This window comes from Exiguobacterium sp., from assembly GCF_020832205.1.
Classification (GTDB): Bacteria; Bacillota; Bacilli; order Exiguobacteriales; family Exiguobacteriaceae; genus Exiguobacterium.
In genome coordinates, this window is record NZ_JAFIFD010000030.1 from 14,676 (window position 1) to 27,703 (window position 13,028).

Consider the following 13,028-nt stretch of genomic DNA (forward strand, 5'->3'; position numbering starts at 1 on the left):
AATAGGCATGAAATCGCCTTATTTGCTCAACTCGAGAATCGCCGCCACATCTTCACGCTCAAGCGTGCGGAAACGCCCGAACGACCCGCGCTTCATCGCCGAGTCAAGGATCGCATCAAACGTCGACTCGTCAATCTCGTAATCACGCAACGAGCTCGGCGCGCCTAGTTTGTCAAAGAAAGCACGGATCGCTTGAATCGTCCGTTTCGCCGTCTCGAGGTCGCTCTCCCCTGGCTCGACGTCGAACACTTCTGTCCCGAGGCGGGCGAAGCGTGCCGCATTGTCCTCATCAAGGACGTGTTCCATCCAACGCGGGAACAAGATGGCGAGACCGCCGGCATGGGGAATATCGTGGACGGCCGAGACGGCGTGCTCGATATTGTGAGACGCCCAGTCCCCTGATGCGCCCATTTGCAAGACGCCGTTCAAGGCAATCGTGCCAGCGAACAAGATGATGGCGCGCAAATCAACGTTTTCTAAATCGTCGACAAGTTTAGGCGCCGACTCGACGACCGCCTTTAAGACGCCTTCGGTCATGCGTTCTTGGACCGGTGCATGGTTCGGGTGGAAGTATTGTTCGAAGCAATGGCTCATCATGTCGACGATGCCGTAAATCGTTTGGTCTTTCGGGACCGACACGGTGTAGCGCGGGTCGAGGATCGAGAACGTCGGATAGACGAGCGGATGGCCCCAGCCATACTTCTCTTGTGTCTCCCAGTTCGTGATGACCGAGCCCGAGTTCATCTCAGAACCGGTCGCCGCGAGCGTGAGCACCGTTCCGAACGGTACTGCTTCCGCCGGGATGTGGTCGCGAAGGACGATATCCCAAGCGTCGCCTTCATATGGGATGGCCGCCGAGATGAGTTTTGTACAGTCGATGACCGATCCGCCGCCGACTGCGAGCAAGGCGTCGACGCTTTCTTCGCGCGCTTGTTTGACAGCACGACGTACCGTCTCGATGCGCGGGTTCGGCTCGACGCCAGAGAAGTCGACGAAATCGATGCCGGCTTTGTTTAACTCGGCGACGACTTCTTCATACGTCCCGTTCTTTTTGATGCTCCCGCCTCCATAGACGAGCATCACTTTCTTCGCGTCGAGCGCTGTGAGCTCACCGGCGAGCTTTTCGATTTGATGTGTCCCGAAAATCAATTTTGTCGGGTTTTTGTATTCAAAGTTGTGCATGATTCATCCTCCTCACGAAAATATGTAACACCTACACTATATACCCTGTTTTTCTGGAATGAAAAGCATCATGCCTCCCCGTAGATGCGATCGATGATTGTATGCAAGATGACGGCTTGTTCCCCCTGCTCAAACTCTGGCTCTCGCTGACAAGCGTCAAGAAACGTTTGAATTTGGACGGCGTACGGGTCGACATGTTCGAGATGGGCTGGCGTCTGATCGAACAAGGCGCCGTATGCTTCCGTATGGACGTGGAGGGGGAATAAGGTTGCCCCGCCTTCAGTCCCGCGCAATTCGACACGCATCGTGTCTCTCGGCCCGATATTGGCCATGAAGCTCCCATCAAATAAGAGCGACGCCCCGTCATCAAACTTCACCATCGCCCGCGCTGTGTCTTCGACAGAAAACGTGTCCGGATCCCATGTCCCCATCAAGCCGACACCAGGCCGTGTCCCGAGATATTGACCGGTGTGACCGATCACGTCCACCGGTTTCGGATACCCCATCAAGTAAAGCGCCAAATCGAGCATATGGACGCCGTGATCTAACAGTGCGCCGCCCCCTTGCAGCTCTTTGTCCGTGAACACACCCCACCCCGGGATGCCGCGGCGCCTTAGCGCGATCGCGGTCGCCGCATAAAGATGACCGAGTTCGCCCGCCTCAATCATGCGCTTCAGCAGTTGGGTATCTGACCGGTGGCGGTAATGAAACCCATAATGGAGCGTCCGGTTCGCGGCTTTGGCTGCTTCTAACATTTCCCCCGCTTCTCGGGCGGAGATGGCGGGCGGCTTCTCACACAGGACGTGACAGCCTGCTTCGAGCGCTGCGATGACATGATCTTTATGCAGAGCGTTCGGCGTGCAGACGCTGACCGCGTCGAGCTGTTCGTTCGCCAACAACTCTTTCACCGTTTCGTATACCCGCTCGATCCCGAACTGACGAGCGGCCGCCTCACCGCGCTCACGTGTCCGGTTCATGACGGCGACGACGTCCGCTCCGGCGGCGATGTATTGCGGGATATGGGCGCTTGTCGCAATCCCGCCTGTACCGATAATACCTAGGTTCATGTTAACCCCTCCTTTTCTGTACTGTTCGGGAAGGGGTCGCCGATTTCCTGTACAACAAAAAAGACGACCTACGAATAGGTCGCCTTAATCACTTACTTTTTGAAGTTCGTGTTTTTGATCCAGTCTTCGAGCTTGTCCTTGAGGACAGTGAAGCCTGGTGCTTCTTCTTGCTTGAAGTTAGAAGCTTCGTTGCGGCGTTGACCACCACGGCGAGCTGGCTTAGCAGACTTCTCGCGTTTTGGAGCTTCTTGTGTCGCTTTCATTGAAAGCTTGATTTTCTTAGAAGCTTCATCAACTTCAAGAATTTTCACTTCAACTTCTTGACCGACTTGAACGTACTCGTTCACGTCTTTCACGTAGTCGTGTGAGATTTCAGAGATGTGGACAAGACCTTGAGTCTCGTCGTCGAGTGCGACGAACGCACCGAAAGGTTGGATTCCTGTTACTTTACCTTTTAAAACTTGATCTTTTTCGTATTTTGCCATTACAAACACTCCTATGCTAAATTCATCAACTTACTATAACATACTTTTTTCGATAAAGTGTAGAAATTCCTAAAAAAGATTATTCGAAAACATTTTTACGTTTCAAAGTCGAACTTCGGGGTAAATACAAATCAAGCAAGACTTCAAGTATTCCCCCCTGATTCCGCTAGGCTGAGGCCTAGCCCTTTTTTTGTTCAAAACGTCGTAAACGGCTTTTGACCACCCACTTCATAGAGCGTTTCTCCCGCCATCTCGTTCACGATAATCGCGTTTCGATACACGGCCATGCCGAGGTTCGTCGCGGCCGGTCCATGGGAATGTTCGAGATTCGTATGGGTGAACAACTTTCCACTTAACTCTTCTTCCATGCGCACCTCGTATGTCTCACCTACACGCCATTCACGCTCAGCTTCCCAGACGATCGGCAGTCGATCAATCCAAGACGGAAGAACCGGACGATATCCCGTCGCAACGACGACGAGGTCGTACGTTCGTTCAACCTCTTCTCCCGTGTACATTTTTTTACCTGTCAACTGATGGGTCAACCAATCGTATGTGATGGATTCGACTTCAACTTGTGTGAGTAACTCCGCTTTCGTTGAGTCACGTTCTGCGGTTCGGTGATACAACGTCTCGTAAATCGCTGTCATCGTCTCCGGATTGACACCATGACGAAAGCGTTCGAACGAGCGTATCAACTCTTTTCGTGACGTGTACGATAAGCTGTGAAAGTACTTCACGTAGTCGACACTAAAGATTTCATCCCCTAACTTGCCTGCCTCCAGTGTCTCGAAATGGTCTGATCGTGTGATCCAGTCGACACGTTGCTCATCTGTCGCGTCACGAAGCAAATCTAGGAACACTTCCGCCGCGCTTTGCCCGCTGCCGACGACGGCAACACGATATCGGTCTTTCAATACATCTCGATACGTCATGTATTCGCTCGTATGGATCACTTGTTCAAATCCGGCTGGAACGAACGGCGCCATCCCCGTCCCGAGCACAAGGTGTTTAGCACGAAGTTGCTTCGTCTGTCCTGCCGACTCGACTGTCACGAGAAAACCTTCAGCTTCGAGAGTCACGTCTGACACCTCGTGACCAAACTCAATCGTCGACAAGCGTTCGGAAACCCATCTGAGATAACGATTGTATTCCGTACGAGGAATCGTGTTTCGCTCTTGAGTGATGAACGTCTGCAGTCGCCCCGTCTTATTCAAGTAATTTAAAAAGCTTGCCTCATTCGTCGGGTCAGCGAGCGTGACGAGGTCTTGCAAATAATGTGTTTGCATCGTCATGCCTTCGATAAGCATCCCTTCGTGCCACATCATCTCGGTACGTTTCTCAAAACAAATCCCTCGTAACGTCGTCTTTTCCGCTAGCGCCATCAATCCCAGATTGTATGGCCCACAACCGACGGCGACAAAATCCACTCGTTCCATTTGCCTCACCCCGTCCCTTTATTCCCGTTCACTATACCGATAAAACGTCAACAGACCCTCACTGCTGAGAGTCTGATGTGACGGTCACTTCGAACTGGCTCATAAACCGGTCGATGCGACGAATCGCTTCTTGTAACTGTTCGATCGACGTCGCGTAACTGGCGCGGACGAACCCTTCCCCGCTCGCTCCAAACGCGTTGCCCGGGACGACGGCGACCCGTTCCTCGAGCAAGAGCCGCTCAGCGAACTCTTCACTCGATAGGCCCGTATGACGAATCGACGGGAACGCATAAAAAGCTCCCCCTGGGACGTGGGTCGGCAGTCCGGCATCATTGAGCGCTTGAATGAAGTAGTTTCGGCGCTGGCGATAGCTCTTCACCATCTTCGGGACGTGTTGGTCTCGGGTCCGGAGCGCCTCGAGACCGCCGAACTGGACGAGCGTCGGAGCGCACATCATGCCGTATTGATGAACTTTGAGCATCTCGCGCGTCACGACTTCCGGTGCGCACGTGAAGCCAAGCCGCCATCCCGTCATCGCGAACGCCTTCGAGAAGCCGTTGACGACGATCGTCCGGTCGCGCATATCATGAAGCGTCGCAAAGCTCGTGAACGGTTCATCGTACGATAGTTCCGCATAAATCTCGTCACTGACGACCCAAAGGTCATGCTTCGTCGCGAGCTCTGCGATTTGACCGAGTTCTTCCCCGGTCATCGTCGCGCCAGTCGGGTTTGACGGGAAACAGAGCAAGATGGCTTTCGTCCGTTCCGTGATCGCCGCCTCGACGTCGTCACGGTTTAAACGGAAGCCGGTCTCGGGACGACAGGCGACGGAGACGACTGTTCCGCCCGCCAGTTCGATGAGCGGACCGTACGAGACGAATGCCGGCTCGACGACGATGACTTCATCCCCTGGGTTCAATAAAGCCCGGAAGGCGATATCGAGCGCTTGAGACGCCCCTGTCGTGACGATCAACTCGGTGCCCGCGTCGTAACCGACGTCGAACCGTTCTTTCATATAGCTGGCAATCTCTTCTCTCAATTCCAGCAGTCCGGCGTTGGCGCTGTACGCGGTATAACCTTGTTCAAGCGCCGCGTAACTCGCCTCACGCACGTTCCAAGGCGTGATGAAGTCAGGCTCCCCCACCCCGAGGGAGACGACGTTTTCCATCGTTTGCGCCAAATCAAAGAAGCGGCGAATGCCGGACGGCTTCATCGAGACGACTTGATTTGATAGCGACTTCATGGCGTGATGTTCAACCGTTTATCTTCGACGTGCGGGGTGAACAAGATGCCGTCATGTTTATACGTCTTCAACTTGAAGTGTGTCGTCGTCGAGACGACCGAGTCGAGCGGCGACAGTTTGTCGGACACGAACGAGGCGACGTCTTGAAGCGAGTTCGCCCGGATGACGACTTGCAGGTCGTAAGCGCCTGACATCAAGTAGAGTGCCGTCACTTCCGGGAAGCGATAAATCCGCTCGGCTACTTCATCGAATCCGCGTCCGCGTTTCGGCGTCACTTTGACATCGATGAACGCCGTGACGTCGTGCCGATTGATTTTTTGCCAGTTCACCATGGCCCGGAACCCGAGTAAGATGCCGTCCTGTTTGAACTTCTCAAGCATCGCCTCGACTGTCGCGACGTCGGTCGCGAGCATCTCTGCGAGGATCTTCGTCTCGAGATACCCTTTTTCTTCAAGCAACTCTAACAGTTCTAGTTCTTTTGATGTATACATGATTTATTCTCCTTCCGTTCTACCGGGGAATGCCCCTGTGAACGTTCTTTCTGTCCGTCTCACATAGTCCCGCCGCTCGGACTGGACGATGTGAAAGTTTTTCATCTCCATGTCGGTGAGCCCGTGCTTTTGACAGAAACGATCAAAGTAGCGGCGGCGCGTCTCATCTTGTTTCGCCGACAAGTTGTCCGAGCCGTTAAACGCATACAACACGGTCGCCCGTGCCGGATGAACGATCGTGCCGTGCTCACTCACCCGCAAAATGAAGTCCCAGTCCCAGTAGTTGTACACCGACTCATCGAACGGACCGATTTGATCGTGGATCCGTTTGCGGTATAACGTGCCGGACGGGATATATGTCGAGTCCTGCCGGAGACGCTCGAGATCGAGGTCGTAGGCGAACGCCTCCCAATCGGTGACGACACGGCGGCCGTCTTTCCATTCGAAGCGAAACAGTTCGGCATCGGTAAAGACGAGGTCGGCCGTCTCTAAGTCTTGAAGTGCCTGCTCGATATGCGTCGGCATGAGCAGGTCATCATCGTCGAGCAACAAAATATAGTCACCTTTCGCCTCGTTCACGCCACGGTTTCGCGCCTTGACGTGATGGTTCTCTCCGAGTTCGACCAACCGAATCGACAAGCGATTCAAAAAAGGCGCCAAAAGATGTTGTTTTGGCGGCCCGTCATTATTGATTACGACGACTTCGAACTGCTGGAACGTCTGAACGACGAGACTTTCGAGCAGTTCGGTCAGTTCCGTCTCCCGTGAATAGACCGGGATGACGATTGATACGAGCGGGTTCATCCGCGGTAAGCAGTTTCGACGTGCGGCAAAATCGTTTCCCAGCTGACGCCGTTCTCTTTTGATACGGTGACGAAATCACCATACGCGAAGACGCTCTCGACGCCTTCGATTTCGACGAGTTTCGCGAGGAGCGGTTGGTCTGTCGCCTCGCCCGCTTTCACGCTTTGGCTTTTTGCTCCAAAGACGTTTTCCGGAAGTGTGATTTTCATTGCGTTTGGATTAGGTGTTGGATCGATTCGTAACATGTAAGTTCCCCCTTATAGTTGACAAGATTGTGAAGACGCGAGTAATCGGATCGCCATGGCGCGCGTCTCAGACGGAGGCGGGCATTCGCCGAACGCTTCCGTCAACACGTGTCGGATGCGTGCGTCTAATTCGCCTGCTGTGTCGAGTTGCGTGAGCGCCACCGCGATGTCATCAAACTCTGGTCCATACGACCCGACCCCGTAACCGAGTGGGTCCCATGCTAATAATAAGTCTTCTGCTCTCATTTGTTAAACCCTTCTTTTTAAGCTGATATCAAACCTTACTCCCTCAATCTACCTCACTTTCACTCTCGATGCTAGCACCCGCTCCGATTTCCCTCTTTTCAAAAGTTCGGCATTTCTATATATAGTATGTGAAGATAAGCGAGAAAATGGAATGGATTCATGTGAAAATAATCACATATACCTTTTCTTATCCCTTTTTCCTCAATTGACCGCTTACATAAAAATCTGGACCTTCCTCCGATCGATGACGCATAAATTTTTTTCTATCTCAAATCCCATCTCAAATCGGATGACAGCGCCATTTTACGGTGAAAGCAATATATGGGGCAACAGTTTGGCGAATGTCAAGCATTGCAAAACTAAATATAGGTGATTTATGATTAAAAAGACAAAAAAACGTCAATATATAGTTAAAAGCAAAAACGACGCTTCGCTATATATTGACGGTATGCAGGGTATTACGAGTTATACCTTTATAATATCTACATCTTAAGAAGGAGTGATCATTTTGACATCCCCTATCCACCACGAGACGATGTTGCCTGTGACACCAACGCTCACAGACGTCTCGACCTTGATCCAATCCATCACACAACGCTACCCACAACTCAGTGTGGAACGATATGAAGAACGCTTGGTCCGGGCGCTCGAATCTAAAACGCTGACACAAGATGTAGTATATGACCTCATGACGATGCACGCCCTCGATATGCTGAAAGCCGAGGAGCCGGACTGGACGTTCGTGGCGACCGAGATGTACTTGAACCGCCTCTATCTCGAAGCGGCACGCAACCGCGGCTACGATGCGTCGATGCGTTATGGTGCGCTCTATCCGATGATCGAGACGCTCACGAAGAAAGGCATCTTCACGTCAGCCTTGATCGACACGTATTCAAAAGAAGACGTCGACTACTTAGAGACGTTGATCGATCCGTCACGCGACCGCTTGTTCACATACATCGGGCTCCGGACGTTGTCGGACCGTTATCTCGGACGTGACCACGTCAAAAACTTGTACGAGCTCCCGCAAGAGCGGTTCATGGTCATTGCCATGACGCTCATGCAAAAAGAAAACCCGACGCAGCGTGTCAAGCTCGTCGAAGAAGCCTACTGGGCGCTCTCTAACCTATATATGACGGTCGCGACGCCGACGTTGTCAAACGCCGGCAAGTCTTACGGTCAACTCAGCTCGTGCTTTATCGACACGGTCGACGATTCGCTCCGCGGAATCTATGACTCGAACACGGACGTCGCCACCCTTTCAAAAGGCGGCGGCGGGATCGGCGTCTATCTCGGCAAGATCCGCTCGCGCGGCAGTGACATTAAAGGATTCAAAGGCGTCTCAAGCGGCGCGTTGCCTTGGATGAAGCAATTGAACAACACGGCTGTGTCAGTCGACCAGCTCGGCATGCGCCAAGGCTCGATCGCCGTCTATTTGGACATTTGGCATAAAGACATTTTCGAGTTCCTCGATGCGAAACTCAACAACGGCGATGAGCGCCTCCGGACCCATGACTTGTTCACGGGCGTCTGTTTGCCGGACTTGTTCATGCGTACCGTAGAAGCACGCGGCGACTGGCATCTGTTCGACCCGCATGAAGTTCGGACGGTCATGGGCTTTAGCCTCGAAGACTTCTACGATGAGACAGAGAACGGCGGTTCATTCACCGAGAAATATATGGCTTGCGTCAACACGCCGGAACTGTCGCGTGTGACTGTCCCAGCCATCGACCTCGTCAAACGATACATGCGCTCACAACTCGAAACGGGCACTCCGTACATGTTCTTCCGGGACGCCGTCAACCGCGCCAACCCAAATAAACATGCCGGCATGATCTACAGCTCGAACCTTTGTTCAGAGATCGCTCAAAACATGTCTCCGACGGTCATCGATGAAGAGTATACCGCAGACGGGAAAATCGTCATCACGAAGACACCGGGTGACTTCGTCGTCTGTAACTTGAGCTCGATCGCCTTGGCCCGGGCTGTCAAGTCGGACGTCCTTGAACGACTCATCCCGATTCAAATGCGCATGCTCGATAACGTCATCGACTTGAACACGATCGAAGTGCCGCAAGCGATGATCACGAACCAAAAATATCGGGCCGTCGGTCTCGGTACGTTCGGCTGGCATCACCTGCTCGCACTCGAAGGCATCCGCTGGGAATCGGTCGACGCCGTCCAATATGCGGAGAAGCTGTATGAGAAAATCGCTTATCTCACGATTCAAGCGTCGATGGAACTCGCCAAAGAAAAAGGTGCGTTCGGTGTGTTCGAAGGCTCCGAATGGCACACAGGCGAATATTTCAAGCGTCGCAACTATCGTTCGCACGATGAGCTCGACTGGGACGGCCTCGCGGCTGAAGTTCACCAAAACGGTGTTCGTAACGCCTACATGATGGCAGTCGCCCCGAACTCGTCGACAGCGATCATTGCCGGTAGCACCGCTTCGATCGACCCGATCTACAAGAAAGTATATTCAGAAGAGAAGAAAAACTATAAGATTCCGGTCACGGTTCCTGACCTCAACCCGGAAACGAACTGGTTCTATAAATCAGCGTTTGAAGTCGACCAACTCTGGAGCATCCGTCAAAATGCGGCGCGCCAACGTCACATCGACCAAGCAATCAGTTTCAACTTGTACGTCAAAAATGACGTCAAGGCGACTGAAATGTTGGCGATGCACCTCGAGGCGTGGTCGCTCGGTATGAAATCAATCTACTACACGCGTTCAACGACCGTCGAAGTCGACGAGTGTGAATCTTGCGCTTCTTAAGTTGAGTGAAAAGAAAGGTGGGACCGACCATGAACATCGCAATCGTCTATAGTTCAATGAGCGGAAATACGGAAGAAGTCGCCTCGCTCGTCGAGGCGACCCATCTCGAACGCGGCGACCGGGTCGTCACGTTTGAGGCCGACCGAATCGGGCATCGGGAAGCGATGTCTCTCGCGACGTATGACCTCGTCTACTTCGGGTCATACACGTGGGCCGACGGGGTGCTCCCTGATGAGATGAAAGATACGTTCCGTCTCGTTTTAAAAGAACTGTCCGTACCGATTCGACAAGCGGCCGTGTTCGGCACCGGCGACAAAATGTTCGTCCACTTCTGCCGAGCCGTCGACGAGATGGCGTACCACCTTTCGAAATATGGAATCCCCCTCGTCGGCGAACTGTTGAAAATCGAACAGTCGCCGCGCAACCAGCCGTACAACGTCCGCCACTGGACGGAGCGGTTGGCACGAAACGCCGAAGAAGGAGTATACGCTTATGACCATTCAAAAGATCAAACTTCTGTCGCCCAAACATCCTAACCGGGCGACAGCCATCGTCGGGGGCGAGACAAGTTCTATCGTCAACTGGAACGATATCGCCTACCCGCAATTTTATACGATTTATAAACAGTTGCTCTCGAACTTTTGGATCCCAGATGAGATCTCGATGTCGAAAGATATGCAGCAATGGCCTCAATTGAGCGAACGCGAGCAAGACGCGTTCAAACGCATTATCGGCTTGTTGTCGATTCTCGACTCTGTTCAGACGCGTTACATCCTCGAATCGTCGATGTTCTCGTCTGATTCGTCGGTTCATGCGGTACTCGCGGTCATCGCCCAACAAGAAGTCGTGCATAACCAGTCATACAGCTACGTGCTGTCAAGTCTCGTTCCGCTCAGCGAACAAAACCGAATTTTCGATATCGCCAAAGACGACGAGATGGTCATGAAACGGAACCAGTTCATCTTGAACTTATACGAAGATTTCCGGGCCGAGCAAACGGCTGAAACGTTCGCCAAATCACTCGTCGCTTCAATCATTCTCGAAGGGATCAACTTCTATTCCGGATTCGCTTACTTCTATAACTTGGCCCGTCACCAGAAGATGGTCGGGACATCGACGATGATCAGTTACATCCAACGCGATGAGATGCAGCATTCGTACTTCGTCAGCCAGTTGCTCCGTGCCGTCTTGACGGAAAACCCTGAAATCGACGCTGACGGCAGCTTCAGCCAGTTCGTCTACGACACGATGGCAGAAGCAGTCGACCTCGAGATCGAATGGTGCGAATACGTTCTCCGTGACCTCGACGGCCTCGATGTCAGCGAGATGCGCGACTACGTCAAATACCTCGCCAACAAACGCTTGCGCGTCATCGGCTTGAACGACTTGTACGAAGGTTTCAACGAAGACGTCATGCCTTGGATTCGTGCCTACTCGGACGACTCGCTCAACGCGACGAAATCGGACTTCTTCGAACAAAAATCCCGCTCTTACGCAAAAGTCACGGACGCCAACGGCTTCGACGACTTGTAAGCCACGAAAAAGCGCAAGACCTCATCATTCGGATGGGGTCTTGCGCTTTTTAATCGTCCATTAGAAAGCCCTCGACCGTGGTCGAGGGCTATATTCATATCGTCCTGCGCGAGCAGGTCAGAATCAATGGTATGCTCTGACGTATTGGGCGATTCCTTCAGCGATGGCTTCAGCCATGCGCTGACGTGATGCATCACTACGTAAATGAATGATATCTTGCGGTGAAGAGATGAAACCAAGTTCGACGAGCGCTGACGGCATTGTGTTGTAACGGATGACATAATAGTTCGCCGTTTTGACACCGCGATTCGTCATGCCTGACATCGTCGATACCAAGTTCGACTGGATGTTCGTCGCCAACACACGGCTCCGGGCGCTATGGGCAGAAGACGATGAGTAGAACGTCTCGATCCCTTTGGCCGCCGATGAAGTCGCTGCGTTCGCATGGAAGCTGACGAACAGGTCGCCACGAAGGTTCTTCGCGATTTGTACACGTTGGTCAAGTGTCAAATAAACATCCGTTGAACGAGTCAAACGTACTTGATAGTCGTACTTCGAACGGAGGTACGCTTCAGCTCGTTTCGTCACGTCGAGGACGACCGTTTTCTCATAAAGCGATCCGCTGACGGCCCCTGGATCGGTTCCGCCATGGCCGGCATCTAAGACGATGACAGCACCGCTCGATACGCTCGGTTTCGTCGCCATCGTGAACGCCGCCGAGATGAAGCCGTCGCGTCCATTGTACTTGATCTTATAGAAACCGTTCGTCAATCCGTAATGGTCGACTTGCGTCCCGTGAGCAAGTTTGCCGAGAATGGCTGAACTTGCCGACGCCGTCGAACGAACGTTCAATGCGTCGCCCGGTGTGTTCGTGAACACTTTTCCTTGCGGTTGCGCGACCGGTGCTGACGGTGCCGTTCCAGCTGTCAACCATGACGTCGGTGTGTAATACGTCTTTGACCCGATATGAACTTCCGACCAGCTCGAGTTATGCTTGCTGTACGTCACGGCCGAGTATTGCGGTAACACGAGCAATATTGGCGAGCTCTGAAGAGTTTGACCGAACAAGTTGATGTTCCGGTTCGCGTACCCTTGTACTTTTGTCGGTTCCGGCGTCGTTGTCGTCGGCGGTTGGACAGGTGGTGCGCCTGGCGTGATCCATGCCGTCGGGGTGTAGTACGTGGCGCTTCCGTCGTATACAATTGACCAACTCGAATTGTATACACTTGAGACGACCGGTGTATGCAGCGGAAGTACTTTCATAACTTTGGAAGTTTGGATTTGAGTTTCGAACAGCCTCATCTCACGGTTCGCATAGCCGTTCTGTTTCGTGACTGATGGTTGGAGTGCTCCCGCCGTAATGCCTTGTGTCGGCGTGAAATAAGTACTTGTCCCTTCATAGACGACGGACCAGCTCGAGTTGTGAATGCTGAACGTGACTGTACGGTTCGCAGGAATCGTCTTGACGACCGGAGACGTCTGTAGCGTCCGATTGAACAATTCGATTGTCCTGTTTG

At 52.8% G+C, this 13,028-nt stretch carries 13 protein-coding genes; 3 read left to right on the forward strand and 10 right to left on the reverse strand.

Annotated elements, in window-relative coordinates:
- Positions 1-18 precede the first annotated feature (18 nt).
- From JJU47_RS06885 to JJU47_RS06925, 9 genes are all read right to left on the reverse strand, one after another.
- A complete protein-coding gene (locus JJU47_RS06885) occupies positions 19-1,182 on the reverse strand; it encodes an iron-containing alcohol dehydrogenase (protein WP_228617522.1) in 1,164 nt (387 codons plus the stop codon).
- Between the two features lie 68 nt (positions 1,183-1,250).
- Positions 1,251-2,249, reverse strand: a complete 999-nt coding sequence (locus JJU47_RS06890) for a Gfo/Idh/MocA family protein (protein ID WP_228617525.1) — start codon at positions 2,247-2,249, stop codon at positions 1,251-1,253.
- A 92-nt stretch (positions 2,250-2,341) separates the two neighbouring features.
- A complete protein-coding gene (yugI, locus tag JJU47_RS06895) occupies positions 2,342-2,734 on the reverse strand; it encodes a S1 domain-containing post-transcriptional regulator GSP13 (protein ID WP_024371302.1) in 393 nt (130 codons plus the stop codon).
- 194 nt (positions 2,735-2,928) lie between these two features.
- Positions 2,929-4,173 carry a lysine N(6)-hydroxylase/L-ornithine N(5)-oxygenase family protein gene (locus JJU47_RS06900; RefSeq protein ID WP_228617528.1) on the reverse strand — a complete coding sequence of 415 codons (1,245 nt, stop codon included), beginning with the start codon at positions 4,171-4,173 and terminating at the stop codon, positions 2,929-2,931.
- Between the two features lie 58 nt (positions 4,174-4,231).
- Positions 4,232-5,416 carry an aminotransferase gene (locus JJU47_RS06905; RefSeq protein ID WP_228617530.1) on the reverse strand — a complete coding sequence of 395 codons (1,185 nt, stop codon included), beginning with the start codon at positions 5,414-5,416 and terminating at the stop codon, positions 4,232-4,234.
- Positions 5,413-5,907 (reverse strand): Lrp/AsnC family transcriptional regulator, encoded by a 495-nt coding sequence (locus tag JJU47_RS06910; RefSeq protein ID WP_228617532.1) that lies wholly within the window; start codon positions 5,905-5,907, stop codon positions 5,413-5,415. Before JJU47_RS06910 ends, JJU47_RS06905 begins: the two co-directional genes overlap by 4 nt.
- 3 nt (positions 5,908-5,910) lie before the next feature.
- Entirely contained in the window at positions 5,911-6,711 is an 801-nt protein-coding gene (locus JJU47_RS06915) for a glycosyltransferase family 2 protein (RefSeq protein WP_228617535.1), read from the reverse strand.
- Complete coding sequence (locus JJU47_RS06920; protein ID WP_228617537.1) at positions 6,708-6,956, reverse strand: NifU N-terminal domain-containing protein; 249 nt, start codon at positions 6,954-6,956, stop codon at positions 6,708-6,710. Before JJU47_RS06920 ends, JJU47_RS06915 begins: the two co-directional genes overlap by 4 nt.
- A gap of 12 nt (positions 6,957-6,968) precedes the next feature.
- Positions 6,969-7,202, reverse strand: coding sequence for a DUF1871 family protein (locus tag JJU47_RS06925; RefSeq protein ID WP_228617539.1), 234 nt, complete (start codon positions 7,200-7,202; stop codon positions 6,969-6,971).
- A 535-nt stretch (positions 7,203-7,737) separates the two neighbouring features.
- Here JJU47_RS06925 and JJU47_RS06930 point away from each other — a divergent pair.
- From JJU47_RS06930 to JJU47_RS06940, 3 genes are read left to right on the forward strand one after another with little or no spacing between them, the layout of a single operon-like run.
- The gene (locus tag JJU47_RS06930) at positions 7,738-9,978 is read left to right on the forward strand and encodes a ribonucleoside-diphosphate reductase subunit alpha (protein WP_483298122.1); all 2,241 of its coding nucleotides are present in this window, start codon (positions 7,738-7,740) and stop codon (positions 9,976-9,978) included.
- A gap of 29 nt (positions 9,979-10,007) precedes the next feature.
- A complete protein-coding gene (locus JJU47_RS06935; RefSeq protein WP_228617544.1) occupies positions 10,008-10,514 on the forward strand; it encodes a flavodoxin domain-containing protein in 507 nt (168 codons plus the stop codon).
- Complete coding sequence (locus tag JJU47_RS06940; RefSeq protein WP_228617546.1) at positions 10,471-11,511, forward strand: ribonucleotide-diphosphate reductase subunit beta; 1,041 nt, start codon at positions 10,471-10,473, stop codon at positions 11,509-11,511. The genes JJU47_RS06935 and JJU47_RS06940 overlap by 44 nt, the downstream gene beginning before the upstream one ends.
- A 123-nt stretch (positions 11,512-11,634) precedes the next feature.
- On the opposite strand, the gene JJU47_RS06945 is transcribed toward JJU47_RS06940, so the two are convergent.
- The gene (locus JJU47_RS06945; protein ID WP_228617628.1) at positions 11,635-13,011 is read right to left on the reverse strand and encodes an N-acetylmuramoyl-L-alanine amidase; all 1,377 of its coding nucleotides are present in this window, start codon (positions 13,009-13,011) and stop codon (positions 11,635-11,637) included.
- Positions 13,012-13,028: the final 17 nt, after the last annotated feature.